This window comes from Streptomyces sp. NPDC003035, assembly GCF_042888285.1.
Classification (GTDB): Bacteria; Actinomycetota; Actinomycetes; order Streptomycetales; family Streptomycetaceae; genus Streptomyces.
In genome coordinates this window covers 972,670-989,423 of record NZ_JBIAPJ010000001.1, presented here as the reverse complement: position 1 = coordinate 989,423, position 16,754 = coordinate 972,670, and the positions used below count along the sequence as shown (strand labels likewise).

At 73.3% G+C, this 16,754-nt stretch carries 13 protein-coding genes; 4 read left to right on the top strand and 9 right to left on the bottom strand.

Annotated features, from left to right (window positions below; genetic code table 11):
- Positions 1–36 precede the first annotated feature (36 nt).
- Both ACFYV5_RS04385 and ACFYV5_RS04380 read left to right on the top strand, forming a co-directional pair.
- Entirely contained in the window at positions 37–2,757 is a 2,721-nt protein-coding gene (locus tag ACFYV5_RS04385) for a LamG-like jellyroll fold domain-containing protein (protein WP_389164173.1), read from the top strand.
- 81 nt (positions 2,758–2,838) lie between these two features.
- A complete protein-coding gene (locus ACFYV5_RS04380; RefSeq protein ID WP_355109926.1) occupies positions 2,839–3,519 on the top strand; it encodes a hypothetical protein in 681 nt (226 codons plus the stop codon).
- Here ACFYV5_RS04380 and ACFYV5_RS04375 read toward each other — a convergent pair.
- Together ACFYV5_RS04375 and ACFYV5_RS04370 are read right to left on the bottom strand one after the other, a co-directional pair.
- A complete protein-coding gene (locus tag ACFYV5_RS04375) occupies positions 3,498–4,631 on the bottom strand; it encodes a glycosyltransferase (protein WP_389165072.1) in 1,134 nt (377 codons plus the stop codon). The genes ACFYV5_RS04380 and ACFYV5_RS04375 overlap by 22 nt on opposite strands.
- 5 nt (positions 4,632–4,636) lie before the next feature.
- The gene (locus tag ACFYV5_RS04370; protein WP_389164169.1) at positions 4,637–5,173 is read right to left on the bottom strand and encodes a WcaF family extracellular polysaccharide biosynthesis acetyltransferase; all 537 of its coding nucleotides are present in this window, start codon (positions 5,171–5,173) and stop codon (positions 4,637–4,639) included.
- 159 nt (positions 5,174–5,332) lie between these two features.
- Here ACFYV5_RS04370 and ACFYV5_RS04365 point away from each other — a divergent pair, with 159 nt between their 5' ends.
- Positions 5,333–6,838, top strand: coding sequence for a hypothetical protein (locus tag ACFYV5_RS04365; RefSeq protein WP_389164165.1), 1,506 nt, complete (start codon positions 5,333–5,335; stop codon positions 6,836–6,838).
- On the opposite strand, the gene ACFYV5_RS04360 is transcribed toward ACFYV5_RS04365, so the two are convergent.
- From ACFYV5_RS04360 to ACFYV5_RS04350, 3 genes are read right to left on the bottom strand one after another with little or no spacing between them, the layout of a single operon-like run.
- The gene (locus ACFYV5_RS04360; RefSeq protein WP_389164162.1) at positions 6,811–8,052 is read right to left on the bottom strand and encodes a hypothetical protein; all 1,242 of its coding nucleotides are present in this window, start codon (positions 8,050–8,052) and stop codon (positions 6,811–6,813) included. The genes ACFYV5_RS04365 and ACFYV5_RS04360 overlap by 28 nt on opposite strands.
- A complete protein-coding gene (locus ACFYV5_RS04355) occupies positions 8,049–9,776 on the bottom strand; it encodes a lipopolysaccharide biosynthesis protein (RefSeq protein WP_389164160.1) in 1,728 nt (575 codons plus the stop codon). Before ACFYV5_RS04355 ends, ACFYV5_RS04360 begins: the two co-directional genes overlap by 4 nt.
- Entirely contained in the window at positions 9,773–10,978 is a 1,206-nt protein-coding gene (locus tag ACFYV5_RS04350) for a glycosyltransferase family 4 protein (protein ID WP_389165070.1), read from the bottom strand. The genes ACFYV5_RS04355 and ACFYV5_RS04350 overlap by 4 nt, the downstream gene beginning before the upstream one ends.
- Positions 10,979–11,173: 195 nt before the next feature.
- Here ACFYV5_RS04350 and ACFYV5_RS04345 point away from each other — a divergent pair, with 195 nt between their 5' ends.
- Positions 11,174–11,656, top strand: a complete 483-nt coding sequence (locus ACFYV5_RS04345) for an adenylyltransferase/cytidyltransferase family protein (RefSeq protein ID WP_389164157.1) — start codon at positions 11,174–11,176, stop codon at positions 11,654–11,656.
- Here ACFYV5_RS04345 and ACFYV5_RS04340 read toward each other — a convergent pair.
- From ACFYV5_RS04340 to ACFYV5_RS04325, 4 genes are all read right to left on the bottom strand, one after another.
- Positions 11,637–12,359, bottom strand: coding sequence for a CDP-alcohol phosphatidyltransferase family protein (locus ACFYV5_RS04340; protein WP_389164154.1), 723 nt, complete (start codon positions 12,357–12,359; stop codon positions 11,637–11,639). The genes ACFYV5_RS04345 and ACFYV5_RS04340 overlap by 20 nt on opposite strands.
- Positions 12,360–12,799: 440 nt before the next feature.
- A complete protein-coding gene (locus ACFYV5_RS04335) occupies positions 12,800–13,498 on the bottom strand; it encodes an ABC transporter ATP-binding protein (RefSeq protein ID WP_389164152.1) in 699 nt (232 codons plus the stop codon).
- A gap of 48 nt (positions 13,499–13,546) precedes the next feature.
- Positions 13,547–15,010 (bottom strand): ABC transporter permease, encoded by a 1,464-nt coding sequence (locus tag ACFYV5_RS04330; protein WP_389164149.1) that lies wholly within the window; start codon positions 15,008–15,010, stop codon positions 13,547–13,549.
- A gap of 427 nt (positions 15,011–15,437) precedes the next feature.
- Entirely contained in the window at positions 15,438–16,706 is a 1,269-nt protein-coding gene (locus tag ACFYV5_RS04325) for an ROK family transcriptional regulator (RefSeq protein WP_355109944.1), read from the bottom strand.
- Between the last annotated feature and the right edge of the window lie 48 nt (positions 16,707–16,754).

Here is a 16,754-nt window from a genome sequence, read left to right as displayed (position 1 = left end):
CGCCACATTTACTGGGCTATCACGCCTGGGGGGAACATGCGTAGATCCTGGGGGCTCACCGCTGCCCTCGTCCTGACCGTCGCGGCCGGAGCCGGGGGCGCTCTGGCCCCGACGGCCGCGGCCCTGACGCCGCCGGTGGCCTTCACCGCGGACGATCTGCCGACCTGGCAGACCAACGGCATCGTCTGGGCGCTGGCCGAGGCGAACGACACCGTCTTCGTGGGCGGCACCTTCTCCGAGGTGCGCCCGCCCGAAGGCGGCACCGGCACACCGAGGGGGGCCGTCAACTTCGCGGCACTGAACGCGGCGACGGGCGCGCCGACCACCTGCAATCTCTCCTTCACCGTCGGCACCGGCACGGCGACCGTCCGGGCCCTGGTGGTCTCGCCGGACAAGAAGACGCTGTACGCGGGCGGTTACTTCGGTGCCGTCAACGGCACCCCGGTCTCCAGCCTCGCGGCGATCGACATCGCCACCTGCACGCCCAAGGCGGCCTTCACGCCGAGCTTCCCCGCCACCGTGCGGGCGCTCGCCGTCACGGACACCACCGTGTACGCGGCCGGTGACTTCGGCACGGTGGAGGGGCAGAACCGTCAGCGGTTCGCCGCCGTCACCACCGCGGGAGACCTGCTGCCGTTCACCGCCCACGCGGACGAGCCGGGCCGGGCCATCGAGGTGACCCCGGACGGACAGAACGTGCTGCTCGGCGGCGACTTCTTCACCGTGAACGGCGCCGACTCGCACGCGCTGGCCGTGGTGAACGCCACGACCGGCGCCCTGACCAAGGCGTACCCGAACGGCTGGATCCCGCAGAACTCCGTCGTCAAGGACATCGAGACGGACGCGACGGGCTTCTACACCGGCAACGAGGGCACGGGCGGCGGCGTCTTCGACGGCCGCATCGCCCTGAACCTGTCCGACTTCGGACAGCGCTGGCGCGACACCTGCCTCGGTGCCACCCAGGCGGTCCGCTCCTACGAGGGCGTGTTGTACAGCGCCTCGCACGCCCACGACTGCGCCAGCGTCGGCGAGTTCCCGGACGGCCGCCGCTACCACCTGCTCGCCCAGCCGACGACGTCCGTCGGCAAGCTCGGCTGGTTCCCGGACACCAACGACGGCATCGGCGAGGGCATCGGGCCGCGTGCCTTCACCATCTCGGGCACCGGGACGACCAAGTACCTCTGGGTGGGCGGCGAGTTCACGACCACCAACGGCGCCCCGGCACAGGGTCTGACCCGCTTCGCCTCCGGCCCCGACACCGGCGCGCCGACCGTCCCGGTCGCGAGCGCCGCCGCCGTCGGCCCGAACGCGGTGCAGGTCCGCTGGCGTTCCAGCCTGGACCTGGACGACTCGAAGCTGACGTACAAGGTCTACCGCAACGGCGCCGCGACGCCGATCGCGACCGTCCAGGGCGACTCGCTGCACTGGTCGCGTCCCCAGGTCTCGGTCAAGGACACCGACGTGACCCCGGGCCAGACCTACACCTACCGGGTGACCGCCTCGGACGCGGCCGGCAACACCAGCGCCCTCTCGGCCACGTCCACGGTGACCGTGCCGAGCTCTCCGGAGCCGTACGCCTCCCAGGTGATCGCCGACGGCGCCGGGCTGTACTGGCGCTTCGACGAGTCGACCACGCCGTACGCGGCCGACTCCTCCAACGGCGACAACAGCGGTCTGTACATCAACGCCCCCGCGCTGCGGCAGACCCCGGCCGCCGTCTCCGGCGCCTCCACGGCCGTCACTCTCAACGGGACGGACGAGCAGATCCACAGCGACCGGCGGCAGAACGTTCCCGGCGCCTTCACCGTCGAGACGTGGTTCAAGACCACCACGACCCGCGGTGGCAAGCTGATCGGCTTCGGCAACAACACGACGCGGAACAGCGGTAGCTACGACAAGCACCTCTACATGACGAACACGGGCAACGTGGTGTTCGGCGTCTACACCGGCTCGGCCAGGACCCTCACCTCGCTGGGCTCGTACAACAACGGCGCCTGGCACCACGTGGTGGGCACCCAGGGTCCGGACGGCATGAAGCTGTACGTCGACGGCAAGCTGCTGGCGTCCAACTCGGTCACCACCAACCAGCAGTACGCGGGCTACTGGCACGTCGGCGCGGACAACCTGTCCGGCTGGCCGCTGCGTCCGACGAGCTCCTTCTTCGCCGGACAGCTCGACGAGGCCGCCGTCTACCCGACGGCGCTCACCGCCGCGCAGGTCGCCAAGCACCACAGCCTGGCCTCCGCGCCGGCCGACTCGGTCACCACGGTGACCGCGTCGGAGGACACGTACGCCAACGCCGGTGCCCCCGGCACCAACTACGGCGCGTCCAGCTCGCTGGCCGTGCGCGGGACGTCTGCGTACGAGTCGTACCTGCGGTTCACGCTGCCGGCCGCCCCGGCCGGAACCGTCCTCAAGAGCGCCCGGCTCGCGGTGAAGACGAGCACGACGACCGGCGCGGGTTCGGTGGACAGCCAGTCCGTCGTGCCGGTCACCGGCGCGTGGACCGAGGACGGTCTGACGTACAACAACCGTCCGACCCTCGGTACCGGCCCGATCGGGACGCTCAGCGGCGCCACGGACGGCTCGGCGATCTACTCGGCCTCGCTGAACACCTCGGCGGTCTCGGCGGCGCTCGGCAGCTCGTACAGCCTCGCGCTGACCAGCACCGGAACCGACCCGCTGTGGCTCTGGTCGTCCGAGGCATCGGCCGCGGAGGGCACTCCGCAGCTGGTGCTGACCTTCGGCGCCCCGTAGCCGGTGCGCTGAACCGTCCACCCCAGGGTGCGGGGCCCGGCGTGCCGGGCCCCGCACCCGACGTACCACGGGAGTTCCCTCATGCGTCGTCCTCTTCACCGGCGCCCGGCAGCGGTGGCGGCCGTGCTCGCCGCTCTGCTCACCCTCTCCGCCTGTTCCTCGGGGAGCGACACCTCCGACGGCGCGCCCGAGGCCGCCGCGCCCACGCGTTCGGCGGCCGTGCCCGACCGGCAGGTCGAGGTGGAGCCGACCGGCCCCACGCCCTCGGCGAGCAAGGGCCCCGTCGTGCCCGATGCCGAACTCAAGCCCGTCACCGGCTCGTTCACCGCACAGCAGAAGAAGTACCTGAGCGGGCGGGTGCCCGAGAAGACGGACCCCGCCGCCGTCCTCCAGACGGGCGAGGAGTCCTGCCAGCGTCTGGAGCGCACCGCCAAGCGCGACAAGGACGCGGCGGTGGGCGCCCTCATCGCCGGGGACATCCCGGACGCCGAGGCCGCCGTGAACCATCTGTGTCCCGCGCGGAAGCCGCTGCTCGCGACGGCGAGGACCGGCTTCCCCGACGGCACGGCCAAGCGGCCGAAGCCGGGCACGTACCGCGCGCTGACCACCGATCCGTCGTGCACCTGGCGGGCGCTGGGCGGCGACGGGAAGGTGCTCGCCTCGGGTCCGGCGCTGGGCGCCGAGGGGCCGGTGCGGGCCGCTGTCCCCGCGGGGACGGCGGAGTTCGTCTCCTCGTCCTGTTACGCCTGGCTGCCGGCCTGACCTACGCGGGCGGACTCGTACACCCCGAGCAGGGTGTCGAGGACGGCCTCCATCGAGAACGCCTCCGTGGCCAGCTTGCGGGCCGCCACGGAGGCGCTGTCGTTCGCGGGGCGGTCGAGCAGCGCGACGACGGCCGGGGCGAGGCCCGCGGCGTCCGCGACCACCCGCCCGGCGCCGGCCTCCTCGATGTCGCGGGCGAGGCCGTTGGAGGCGGTGACGACGGCGGGCGTGCCCACCGACAGCGACTCCAGGACGGACATGGGGAACGGCTCGTCGACCGACGGCAGGACGTACACCGCGGCCCGGCGAAGTTCCTCCAGCATCCGCGCGGCCGACAGCGGTCCCGGCCGCTCCACCCGGTCCCCGACGCCCAGCTCGGCGACGAGCGCGTCGACGGCGGCCCGTTCGCCCTCGTCCGGACCGGCCAGGACGAACGTGGCGTCGGGGTGGTGGCGCAGGATCTCGGGGACGGCCGCGACGAAGTCGGTCGGCCGTTTACGGGACTGCAGGCGGGCGGCGTAGAGGATGCGGGGCGGGCCGGCCGGGGCCGGGCGCGGTTCCTGCGCGGGTACGCCGTTGACGAGCCGTACCGCGTGGGGCAGTTCCCTGCCCAGGACCGCGTCCAGGTCCCTGCGCTCGCGCCCGGTCAGATGGAGGACGGCGGAGGCGCCCCGCAGGACGCGGCGCACGGCGACGGCGTCCAGGAGCCGGGCGAGCGCCTTGCCGCTCGGATCGACCATGCCGTGCGTCTGAAGGACGAGCGGGCGGCCGGCCCGCAGCGCGGCCAGCGCCACGGGCAGGGTCACCAGGTCCCGGGCGAGGTGGACGTGGACCACGTCGGCGTCCCGGACCAGCGCGCCGGTGCCCGCGAGCAGCGCGGGCGAGGTGATGCCGCTGAAGCCGAGCGGGAGGATCGAGCGGGCCTGGTAGAGGCGGGCGGGCACGCCCTCGACCTCCGTGGGCAGGGGGCCGTCGAAACCGTCCCCGAGGGCCACCAGACGGGGCCGGTGGCCCCGTTCGGCCAGTCCGCGGCAGAGGTTGACCGCGACTCTGACCGGTCCGCCGAAGGCGTGGGTGGGGCTGTGCAGGGTCACCGCGTGCAGAACGCGCAGGCCGCTCATGCGGGCACCGGGACCGGGCGGCGGCCGTCGGCCGTGTGGAGCGTGAGCTCGGGCAGGTCCTTGTGCAGCGTCGTGCCGGCGGCGACGACCGCGTGGCGGCCGACGGTGACGCCGGCGAGGACGGTGGCGCGGGCCGCGACCCAGGCGCCGTCCTCGACGGTGATCGGGGCGTTGCGGTAGCGGAAGTCGGCGGCCCGGTGGTCGTGGCTGCCTGTGCACAGCAGCGCCTCCTGGGAGATGCAGACGTGCGCGCCGAGGGTGACGGGCTCCAGGTTGAGCAGCCAGGCTCCCTCGCCGATCCAGGTGTGGTCACCGACGGTCAGCTTCCACGGCCACAGGATCCTGACCCGGTGCCGTATGAGCACGCCGTCGCCTATGGTCGCGCCGAAGGCCCGCAGCAGCGCGACCCGCAGCCGGGCCGGGCAGAACCAGGCCATGAAGACCGTGTTCATCACCGCGAACCAGAGGGCCTGGACGAGCTTGCCCCGGCCCTTGTCGTAACCGGCCAGCGTGAAGGCCGGGAGATTCCGCATGAGTTCCACCCCCAACGGCGCCTCCCCAGGCGCCGAGCGTTCAGACTAACGGTTGCCCCGGGGTGACAGGGGGGCGTCGGTAGACTGCCGCGAAGTGACGTTCCGGGGTGGCGCCGTGGGGGCCGGGGGCCCGGACGCCGGGGGATTCCAGGGGGCCGGATGACGACCGATGTACGCGCTGCGGCGGCGGAGCCGCGCCCCGGGCCCACGGCGCCCGCGCCGCTGCTCCTCGCCCCGCCGGTGTCCCCGCGCACGCTGCTCTCGCGGGCCCTGTCGATCCCGCTGGTGCTCGGCTTCACGGTGTTCCTGCCGCTGCTGGTCGCGATCCAGCCGGGCGCGGGGGTGCACGACGCCGCGTACTACCTCCAGATCGCGCTGACCATGTACGCCGGGGCCCGGCTCTCGGCCATGATCCTCACCCGTCGGCGCAAGCTGCTCCAGGGCTCGTTCTGGCTCTTCGTCTACATGGCGATGGGCGTGGCGCCGCTCGCGCAGGCCGTCCTCGGCCGGGTGCCGACGCCGGTGGTCGGCCCGCGCTCCGATCTGACGACGGCGGTGGCCCTGGTCCTGGTGGGCTGCGCCGCGTTCGACCTGGGGTCGCTGCTGGCCCGCGGCCGTCCGGGAGGCTCCGGGCGGGGTGAGGAGCGGCCGGCGCTGGTGCACCGGCGAAGGCTGTATCTGCTGGTGCTGCTCGCCTTCGCGTGCAGCGGCCTGTTCGTGGTCAAGCTCGGCGGGCCCGCGGTGTTCTTCTCCAGCCGTCAGGAGATCATCGCCGGGATCGAGGAGGCGGGCGTCTCGCAGGCCGACTCGCAGGCCGGGCAGGCGTTCCTGCGCGGTTTCGGCACGGTCCCCGCGCTCTTCGCGCTCCTGGTGTACTGCCGGTGGCTGGTGACCTCGCGACGGGCCCGGCGCCGCCCGATGGTGATCGCCGTGTTCCTGGGGCTCGTGCTGCTCAACTGCGTGGTGAACAACCCGATCTCGAACCCCCGCTACTGGTTCCTCACGGTGATGTTCGCGCTGCTGTTCACGGTCTTCCCGGTGAGCGCGGCGATGTACCGGTCGGCGCTGAGTCTGGGGGTGGTGATGGCGCTGATCGTCTTTCCGTTCTCCGACCGCTTCCGGTACGACGAGAAGAACTACCGCCCGGTCGAGACGACATCGGTCCTGGAACCGCTGGCGCTCAAGGACTACGACCAGGTCGGCATGTTCGCCAACACCATCACGCTGGTGAACTCGGGCAGCCGGCACCGCTACGGCCGTCAGCTGGCGGGGTCCGTACTCTTCGCGGTGCCCCGTTCGGTGTGGCCGGGCAAGCCGCGCGACACGGGCGTGATGGTCGGCCAGTGGATGGGGACGGTGAACACCAATCTCTCCTCCCCCGTCTGGGCCGAGCTGTGGATCGACTTCGGGGCCGTGGGCATGGGCGCCGGGATGATGGGGATGGGCTATGCCGCCGCGCGCGTGGACGGGCGGTTCGCCCGGCGGGGCACCCGCAGGGCGCCACCGGGCAGTCTGATCTCCCTGGTGGTCCCGCTGGTGGCGGGCTACTCCTTCATCCTGCTGCGCGGCCCGCTGCTCCAGGCATCGGGCCGGGTGGCCATCGCGCTGATCTGCGTCGCCCTGGTCACCACCTGGCGTCAGGACAAGGGCGCCGCACTGCGCTGACCGCCCTGCTCCTCCGTGGCGGGCCGGACGCGCGTGCGCGCGACGCGGGTCCATGCCCCCAGGGCCTTCAGCGCGGAGCCGGCGGCCAGGCCCCAGGCGGCGCCGGGGGCGCCGGCGAGGGCGTACCCGGCGAGCATCAGGGCGACCGAGAGCAGGGAGAAGACCACCTGGACGGAGAGGGTGGCGCGCGGGCTGAGGACCCGCAGGGTGACCAGGGCGCAGGTGCCCGCCGCCATCACCGCGTACTGGGTGCCGGTGGCGGGCAGCAGGCCGGCGGCGGACTCCCAGGTGGCGCCCAGGAGTTCACGGCCCAGGCGCTCGGGGAGCGCGTACAGGGCAGCCGCCCAACCGAGCGCCACGAAGGAGAGGACGGCGGCGAGGGCGGCGGCGGCCCGTACGGTGGCGCGTCGGGAGCCGGCCCTGGCGAGCACGGGTGGGCCGAAGGCATTGACCGAGGTGAAGAGCGTGTTGAGCGGTCCGAAGAGGGTCGTGGCACCGCGCAGCGCGCCGACGGCCAGGGGGCTGGCGAGGAGTCCGAGGCCGAGGACGGCGAGCTGGCTGGAGCCGTTGCCGACGGCGAACTCGACGACGAAGCGCCGCCCGAGGTGGTCCTTGCGCAGGTAGCGGCGCGGATCGCCGGGCCGGTTCCGTACGAAGGGCCGGAGCAGGGCGAGCCCGAGGAGGGCGGCGGGCAGGGCCGAGAGGCCCCAGACGAGGACGAGGCGGGCCGGGGAGGAGCCGTGCGGCTGGAGCAGGAGCGCGGGTACGGCGCAGAGGAGCCGGAGGGTGTCGGCGGCCAGCGCCCGGTGCGGCTGCCGCAGTGCGGAGAAGGCGTAGCGCAGTCCGTCCTGGACGAGGACGATCGGCAGGACGGCGCCGAGGGCGAGCAGGGCGGCGCCGGTGGGGCCGCCGATGAGGGCGCCGACGGCGAGCAGCGGGACCGCGGCGGCCGTCGAGGCGGCGGCGGTGAAGGTCACGGCGGACCGAGCCGCCGCGCCGACCTCGTGCTCCTCGCCCTTCTCCAGGACGACGCTCTGTCCGACGTACGCCGCGTTGAGGCCGAGCAGCACGGTGAAGGCGATGTAGACCATCGAGAAGGCGGCGAAGCCGTCGGCGCTGGACGCCCGCGCCGCGATCACGAGGACCGCGATGTTGGTGAGGCTCGACGCCGCCTGGTCGAGGACCGAGGCGGCGACGGTCACGGCACGTCTCAACGGTCGCCCGTGCGGAGGTCACCGGTCCGCAGGTCCTCGGCGCGCAGCGAGCGCAGGGTGACGGTGTCGGAACCGTCGCCCAGGATCACCTGCTCGGGCTCGGCGGTGAACTCCTCGCTCCCGGAGGGCTCGGGAATCGGCTGTCTGCCGCGGCCGCCCCGCCGGCCGCCGGCCGGCTGCTTGGCGCCGCGGCGCTGCCTGCCCGGCGTGTGCACGACGGCGCCGAGGACCGTACCGCCGGCGCCCGCGATGAGTTCACGGATGCGCTGGAGGTCCGTACGGTGGACGCCGCGCGGGTCGCAGACGATGAGGACGCCGTCGACGCGGTCCACGAGGGCGAGCGCGTCCGCGTAGTTGAGGACGGGCGGGGCGAGGACGACCACGGTCGCGTTGGGCGAGTCGGCCTCGGCGATCAGCCGGGAGACCGTGGGCGCGGTCAGGGCCCTGGCCACGTTCCGTACGCGCTCGCCCGGCACCAGACCGAAGGAGCCGGACTCGCCGGCGTCGACGGAGAGCTGACGCCTGCCGGGCCAGCCGTTCTCCTCGCCCTCCACCGGACTGCTCCAGCGGGGGGCGGCCGCCGCGTGGGCGCGCAGGCGTCCGGCGAGCGTGGGGGTGCGCAGGTCGGCCTCGATGAGCAGGACGTCCTTGCCGGTCTCGGCGAAGGAGGCGGCGAGGTGGGAGGCGACCGCCACGGCGGCGTCGTTGGAGCCGCGCGGGGCGACGACGAGGAGCCTTCTGCGGTCGGCGAAGCGCTGGTCGTACGCGAGCCGGAAGGCGACGGAGCGGTACTCCTCGGCGACCCGGGCGTCCGTCTGGTCGTCGGCCAGCAGGACGTCGGTGGCCCCGCGCGGGAGGGTGCCGAGGACGGGGGCGCGGACGGCGCGGGCGACGTCGCCGGCGGAGCGCGGCGCGGGGTCGAAGACGAGCCGGACCCAGGCGGCGAGCAGGCCGAGCGCCACACCGACGAGGGCGCCGAGGCCGAGGCTCATGGGGAGCCCGGGGCCGTCGGAGAACCCCGGCGCGGTGGCGGTACGGATGACGGTGCCCGGGGACATGTCGAGCGACTTGAGCTGGCTGATCCGGGCGTCGAGTTCGTTGATCCGGTTGAGCAGGTTGGTCTTGACGCCGTACTCGGCGTCGCGGGCCGCCCCGTCGGGCATCCGGTCGAGTTCCCTGGCCTTCTGGTCGTGCTTCTTGGCGACCTCGTCGAGCTGCCGCTGCTGCCCTTCGAGCATCGTGGACCGCAGATCGGTCCACTGCTTCTTGCGCAGGTCGAGGTAGGCCTGGGTGACCGCGTTCGCCCGGTCGGCCGCCGCCTTGGGCGAGTCGGCGGTGTAGGTGAACTGGAGCACCTGGCTCTGGGGCGGGTTGGTGACCTGGAGGTCCTTCTGCAGCTTTCCGATCGTGCCGGTCCAGCCGAGCTTCTTGGCGGCCTGCTCGACGACGCTGCTGCTGAGCGCGGTCTGCCGTTCGGACCCCATGTTGAGGGTCTTGTCCTGCGAGATGCTGGGGTTGAAGGGGTCGTTGACGGGGGCGCGGAGGACGACCTGGCTGGTGGCGACGTAGGTGTCGGCGTTGGACAGGCCGAACCACACACCGCCGAGGAGGCCGATCCCGATGCCGGCGCCGATGATCGCGCGGTAGCGCAGGAGCTGGCGGAACTGGTCGCGCAGCAGCTCCGGTTCGTCGTCCTCCACCGCGGTGACGTTGGTGTGTGTCACGTCCTCGCCCCCCCCAGAGCCTCGTCCATCAGTGCGTCGATCCGGGCCAGTCCGGCCGCCCGGGTCAGATGGGCCTCGACGTGGCGCGGCCCCTGGGCCCCGAGCTCTTCGGCGGTCGCCGGATCGCCGACGAGTCTATGGATCTCCGCGAGGAGTGCGTCGGGGTCCTCCGGCGGTACGAGCGACCCGGCACGGGAGCGCAGCACTTCGAGGGCGGTGCCGCCCTCGGCGGCCACGGAGGCGAGGACGGGGCGCCCGGCCGCGAAGTACGAGGTCAGCTTGGACGGCACGCTCATGTCGAGGACGGAGGCCCGCTGGGTGACGGCGAGGACGTCCGCCGCGGCCAGGGTGTCGGGGAACTCGTCGTCGCCGACGGGCGCCATGAAGTCCAGGTTGGGGATTCCGGCGCCCAGCTCTCGCAGGTGGGCGCGCTGGTTGCCGTCACCGAGGAGCACGATCCGGATCTTCGGGTCGCGCCGGGCCGCCTCGACGAGCACCTCGAGGCCCTGCTTGAGGCCCATGTTCCCGGAGTGCAGGACGACGGTCTCACCCTCGCCCCAGCCGAGCCGCCGCCGGGTCTCGGCGCGGTCCGCCGAAGGCTTCGCCACATGGGACCAGTTGGGGACGAGCCGGATGCGGCCCCGGTCGACGCCCATGGCCGCGACCTTGTCGACGAAGGTCTCGTGGATGACGCCGACGAGCGCGGCCCGGCGCAGGGCGTACGTCTCGGCCCGGGCGGCGAGCGCGGCGGCCCGGTCGCCGCCGCGGATCCCGCTCTGCGCGGCGGCGGCGCCCATCAGGTCCTGGACGACGGGGACGTAGGGAACCCGCCAACGGGCGGCGAGGCGGGCGCCGATGACGCCTCCCGCAAGGCTGGGCATCTGGGCGAGGACGGCGTCGGGCCGGGCCATGGAAGGGGGCGCGAGCAGCCCGTGGGCGAGAACGGTCGCCTCGAACGCCGCCCGCTTCAGGGCGGTCTGGCGCGGCGGGACGGTGTGGCGCCTTCGGTGCACGACGACCCCGGCGCGCTCCTCGGTGCGCCGCCAGGCACCGGCGTAGGCCGGGTCGAGGGTCCAGGAAGGGTAGTGCGGCATGCCGGCGAGGACGTGGGTCTCGTGGCCGCTCGCCGCCCAGTGTTCGGCGATCTGGGTGGCGTACGGGCCTATGCCGGCGTGCTCCGGCGCGTAGTTGGTGGACACCATCAGCAGCCGCCGCCGTATGCCCGGCGTACCCCCACGGCTGTTTGTTGTTGTCGATTCCCCCACGCGACCGTCCCTCTCCCCCGAACGTGAAACCCGCCCTCACCCTAGTCGTTCACCCTCTCTCGACGGAACGTCCACGCTATCGTCGGAACTTCTTCGCGCTGGGGAGCGCGAACGCACCTGGGGGGACCACACATGACCACAGGAACGCCGTATCGGGTCGGCTACGCGCCGGGCGCCTACGACCTCTTTCACATCGGCCATCTCAACATCCTTCGTCACGCGCGCAGCCAGTGCGACTACCTGGTGGCCGGCGTTGTCTCGGACGAGATGGCGGAGCTCGCCAAGGGGCGGCGCCCGGTGATTCCACTGGTCGAACGCCTGGAGATCGTGCGCAACGTGAAATTCGTCGACGCGGCCTTCGTGGAGACCGTGCCCGACAAGCTGGAGACGTGGAAGCAGGTCCGTTTCGACGTGCTGTTCAAGGGGGACGACTGGCGGGGGACGCCGAAGGGTGACCGTCTGGAGCGGGACTTCGCCGGGGTGGGGGTGGAGATCGTCTACTTCCCGTACACGATGCACACCTCCAGCACCCAGCTCCGCCGGGCGCTCGACCTCCTGACGCAGGAGGTCGAGCCGGCCACCGGAGTCGCCGGGATCAGCGAGGGGCTGCGCTGAGTTCGCGGAACCACTTGGCGAGGAAGGCGAGCAGGAACACCGCGCTCGCGACGCCGAGCGCGGTGTAGGTCCAGCGGAAGGCGGTACCGCCGCCCACCAGCAGGAAGACCAGGCAGAAGACGCCGTGGTCGACGGGGAGCAGTGCCACCGCGCGCAGGGTGGAGGGCTGGGGGGCGGGGGTGCCGGGGGCGGGGCGCGGCTTGAGCTTCTCGGTCAGGAGTCCGCCGAAGAAGGTGACGACGGCGGCGAGCTGGAAGCCGAGGGGGACGAGGAGCCAGCCGTCCGCTGTCGTACCGAAGTGCTCGGGGTGGCGGTAGAAGGCGATCAGCACGGCGAGGTGGAGGGCGGTGATCTTGGCACAGTCCACGACGTGGTCGAGCCACTCCCCCGCCGGGCTGCCGCCGCCGCGCAGTCGGGCGAGCTGCCCGTCGGCGGAGTCGAAGGCGAAGCCGACGGCGAGGCCGAGCCAGATCAGCAGGCCGAGCGTCCAGGACGGCCCGCCGAGGGCCGCCCCCGCGACGGCGGCGAAGCTGAAGGCCGCGCTGACGAGCGTGACCTGGTTGGGCGTCAGTCCCGCGGCGTAGGAGCCGGCCGCGAGGTAGCGCCCCACGGGGCGGTTGACGAACCGCGAGTAGAGCGAGACGCCCTTCGCGGACTTCTGTGCGGATCTCAGCTCGGTCAGCGCGGTCCCGATCGTTCCCACGAACCCCCCCGGGTCATGATGCGTACGGTCGATCGCCGTACAGCAGTGCGTGATGGTGTCGCCCATCATGGCAGGACCCGGGGCGGGGGTCAGCCGCCCCAGCAGGACGTCCGGGACTCCGTCGGTCTCGGGGGGTGTGGAGCTGCCGGCCGTCGGCGGCAGACGCCTCGCGGTAGTGGGCGACGGCTTCCTCCGGGGTGCCGGGGTGGGTGTACAGCCGCCCGGCGGACAGCCGCCCGGCGGACAGCCGCCCCGCGGACAGCCGGGCGTCACCGCTGTCGTCCGCGCACTCGGCAGAGGTGGCCGCCTCGCCGACGGGTGCCTTCACGCCGGGCGGCGGCGAGGCCGGCAGCGACAGGGATCGCCCGGGAGCCTTCCGAGCCCTGCCCGACCGCCTCGGCCGACTGCCTTGACCTGCCGCCTCGGCCCGCCGCCTTCGCCTAGGCTTCCAGGGCTTCGGCGTGGCGGTTCTCCTTGATCGTGATCCGGCCCTTGCGGATGGTCGCCAGGCGTGGGGCGCGGCGGGCGATGGCGCTGTCGTGGGTGACCATGACGAAGGTCAGCCCGTGCTCCTTCCAGAGCCCTTCGAGCAGTTCCACGATCTCGTCGCGCATCGACTCGTCGAGGTTGCCGGTCGGCTCGTCGGCGAGGAGCACCTTGGGCCGCTTCACCAGCGCCCGGGCGATCGCGACCCTCTGCTGCTGGCCTCCGGAGAGCTCGGACGGGAGGTGTGCCCGGCGCCCGCCGAGACCGACGGACTCCAGCGCCTCGGCCGCGAGGCCGCGCCGCTCGCCCGCCTTGAGACCCATCGGGACGAGGGCGGTCTCCACGTTCTCCTGGGCGGTCAGCGTGGGGATGAGGTTGAAGGACTGGAAGACGAAGCCGATGTTCTGGCTGCGTACGGCCGTCAGCCGGCTCTCCGGCAGCTTCGCCAGGTCCATGCCGTCGAGCATCACGCTGCCCGCCGTGGGCCGGTCGAGGCCGCCGAGCATCTGCAGCAGCGTGGACTTGCCGCCGCCGGTGGGGCCCTGGATGACCAGTCGGTCGCCCTCCCTGATGGTGAGGTCGATCCCGGCGAGCGCGTCGACTCTCTCCTGGCCCCGGCGGTACTGCTTGGTGACGCCTGTGAGTTCGTACATGGTGCGACTCCTGCGATACGTGGTGGGGTTCTGGCTGCCGGCTGTGGGCTACTCGACGCGGCGCAGCGCGTCCGCGGGGCGCAGCCGCGAGGCGCGCCAGGCGCCGAAGCCGCCGGCGACGAGCCCGCCGCCGAGGGCGAGGACCACGGCGAGACCGACGGTGGTGACGCTCACGGGGGCGGTGAGGGCGATGTCGAGGGTGCTGCCGCCGCCGTCGCGGGCCGTGCTCATCCCCGGGCCGCCGAGCATCCGGGCGCCGCCGGGGCCGCCGCTGGTGAGCGCGCCGGCGCCGAGTTCGGCGGTGAGGGTGGGGCTGATGGCGGTCACGAGGTAGGCGCCGCCGAGGCCCACGGCGATGCCGAGGGCGCCGCCGAGCAGGCCGTTGACGAGCGACTCGCCCATCACCTGCCGGGTGACCCGGCCGCTCTTCCAGCCGAGCGCCTTGAGCGTGCCGAACTCGCGGACGCGGCGGCTGACGGCGGAGGAGGTGAGCAGACCGGCGACCAGGACGGCGGTGACGAGGACGGCGTACGAGAGCCACTTGCCCACGTTGGCGGCGAGGTCGGCGGCCGTGTCGAGGGAGCCGGAGACGGTCTCGGCGAGATCGGCGGAGGTGGTGACCGTGGTGCCGGAGACGTTCGTCCGGATGGCGGACTTGACGGCCTCGATCTTCGTCGAGTCGGTCGCCTTCACATAGACGGTGGTGATCTTGTCCTTGGAGTCCGACAGGGTCTGCGCCTGCTTCAGGGGCAGATAGACCTGGGCGGCGGCCTGGCCGCTGTCGGCGGTGGCGATGCCGATGATCTCGAACGTCACGCCCTTGACGGTGAGGGTCTTGCCGACGGCGAGTCCCTCCTGCTTGGCGTAGGCGCTGTCGACGACGACGACCTTGGCATCGGTCTCGGAGGTCTTGAAGGTGCGGCCCGCGGTGAGGGTGGAGGTGGTGAGGGGGCCGACGTCGGGGACGGTGACATCGGTGCCGTAGAGGGTGAAGGAGTTGACGTCGAAGGCGGCGCCACCGCCTTCGACGGTTCCGCCCTTGCCACCGCTGCCGCCACCCGGGCCGCCGGGCTGGGCGGGCCGGGTCTCTTTGAACTCGCCTCGCTCGAACTCGCCGTTGATCTTGAGGTTGGTGAGGCTGAGCCCGCCGACGGCCCGGGCGACGCCGTCCTGCCGTGCGACGGTGTCGACGGTGGAGGCGGGCAGGGTCTGGAACCCCTGGACCATCAGCCGGTCGCTGCTCTGCTCCTCGCCGTCCCCTTTGGCGTCGAACGTGAAGCGTGGCCGCTGCGCCTGCTCGCCCGCCTTGGGCTCCTCACGGGCCTTGGTGACGGTGAGGTCGGTGCCGAGTCCGTAGAGGGATTCGAGGACCTGCGTCTGCGCCTGCTTCATCCCGACGGACACGGAGTTGACGACGATGACCAGCGCGATCCCGAGAGCGAGCCCGGAGGCGACGACGAGCGCCGCCTTTCTGCGACGGCGCAGCTCGCGCCGGAGGTAGGTGAAGAACATGGGCGCGAAGCTAGGCGCGCGTGGTGATGGCTGGATAAGCCCCGCGTGAGAGGGGGATGAGAGTCGGCGGGGGTGGGTGGCGGTGGAGGCGGGCGCCCGAGGGGCGGGGGCGCGCGACGCCGGCGCGAGGGGCGAGGCGCGGGTGGCGCGCGAGGCCGGCGCGAGGCACGAGGCGGGGGTGGCCGGCGCGAGGGGCGGGGGGCGGGTGGCGCACGGGCGGGGGCGCGCGACGCCGGCGCGAGGCACGAGGCGCGGGTGGCCGGCGCGAGAGGCGAGGCGCGGGCGGCCGGCGCGAGGCGCGGGTGGCGCGCGGGCGAGGGTAGGGCGTCCCGCGCGCCGCGCCCGCAGGGCGCTTGGCGCGTCCGCACGCGGAGGGAGACGGCGTCTGGCGGGGCGTTGGCCACCCGCGGGACGGGACCCTGTGGCGTCAGCGGCCGTACGACAAGGGGTCCGCCAGGACCTCGCGGATGACGACCGCCGCCGCTCCGCGTGCCGCGTCCGTCGAGGTGGAGGCCGCCCTCAGGCGGCCGGCGGACGGGGTCCAGAGGCCGGAGACGACCCGGCGGGCGAGTTCCGCGTCGACGGCGGGGCCCAGACGGGGCATCAGGCGCGGGTAGATCCCGCCGAGGACGACCACCTCGGGATCGAGCAGGTTCACCGCGCCGGAGAGCGCGAGCCCGAGTTTCCGGCCGGCCTCCTCGACCGCGGCCACCGCCCGCGGCTCCCCCGCCTCCGCGCGGCGCGCCAGCTCCTCGACGCCCGCGCCGGCCGGCCCCTCCTCCGCGAGCCCCGCCGCCCGCAGGAGCGCCGACTGGCCCGCGTACTGCTCCAGACAGCCGCGCGAGCCACAGCGGCAGAGCTGCCCGTCCGCGTCGACGGCCATGTGCCCGATCTCGCCGGCGAACCCGTGCGCGCCGCGCAACAGCTCGCCGTTGACGACGATCGCGCCGCCGACGCCGATCTCGCCGGTGAGGTGGAGGAAGCTCCGTACGTCGCCCAGCGCGCCGAACCACAGCTCCGCCAGCGCCGCGACGTTCGCCTCGTTGTCCGAGGCGACCGGCAGCTCGGGGCCTGGGCGCAGGGCGGAGAGCGCCGCGCCGAAGATGCGGTCCGCCTCGACGCGGTTCCAGCCGAGGTTCGGGGCCTGGTGAACGGTGCCCGCCGAGACGAGGCCGGGCAGGGCGAGCCGTACGCCCGTCGGGTGCAGGTCCCGTTCCGCCGCACGCGCGAGGACGCGCGCCGCGATCCGGGCGGCACGCCCCAGGACCTCACCGGCCCCTGCCTCCCGGTCGCCGCGATGGCCGCGGTTGTCGGCGGGCTGGGTGATCCGGAGCCGGTCGGTTCCCGCCAGGTCGACGACGCACACGGAGACGTAGTCGACGTTGATCTCGACGCCGAGCCCGGCCGGTCCGGTGTCGGCCGCCTTCAGTACCGTCCCCGGCCGCCCCGCCTGCCCGCTGAAGGTCTTGCCCGACTCCACCAGGAAGCCCTGGTCGAGGAGGTGTTCGACCAGCGAGGAGACAGCGGCGCGGGTCAGTCCCACGCGCGCGGCGACCGCCGCACGGGTCGTCTCGCCCGCCTCGTGCACGGTCCGCAGGACGAGGCTGAGGTTGTGCCGTCGCACGCTCGCCTTGTCGGCCTTGTCGGCCTTGGGTGCCGCCGGGTGCGCGTCCCCGGTCCCCGGAGTCTTCTTCATCGTGCGCCGAGCCTAACCCCGGGAAAAAGAGTTCAACCACCGAACTCT

Excerpts from the sequence above, each read along its gene's own strand:
- ACFYV5_RS04385 (WP_389164173.1), top strand. The coding sequence starts at position 37 with ATGCGTAGATCCTGGGGGCTCACCGCTGCCCTCGTCCTGACCGTCGCG.
- ACFYV5_RS04380 (WP_355109926.1), top strand. The coding sequence starts at position 2,839 with ATGCGTCGTCCTCTTCACCGGCGCCCGGCAGCGGTGGCGGCCGTGCTC.
- ACFYV5_RS04370 (WP_389164169.1), bottom strand. The coding sequence starts at position 5,173 with ATGCGGAATCTCCCGGCCTTCACGCTGGCCGGTTACGACAAGGGCCGG.
- ACFYV5_RS04365 (WP_389164165.1), top strand. The coding sequence starts at position 5,333 with ATGACGACCGATGTACGCGCTGCGGCGGCGGAGCCGCGCCCCGGGCCC.
- ACFYV5_RS04350 (WP_389165070.1), bottom strand. The coding sequence starts at position 10,978 with ATGGTGTCCACCAACTACGCGCCGGAGCACGCCGGCATAGGCCCGTAC.
- ACFYV5_RS04345 (WP_389164157.1), top strand. The coding sequence starts at position 11,174 with ATGACCACAGGAACGCCGTATCGGGTCGGCTACGCGCCGGGCGCCTAC.
- ACFYV5_RS04335 (WP_389164152.1), bottom strand. The coding sequence starts at position 13,498 with ATGTACGAACTCACAGGCGTCACCAAGCAGTACCGCCGGGGCCAGGAG.
- ACFYV5_RS04330 (WP_389164149.1), bottom strand. The coding sequence starts at position 15,010 with ATGTTCTTCACCTACCTCCGGCGCGAGCTGCGCCGTCGCAGAAAGGCG.
- ACFYV5_RS04325 (WP_355109944.1), bottom strand. The coding sequence starts at position 16,706 with ATGAAGAAGACTCCGGGGACCGGGGACGCGCACCCGGCGGCACCCAAG.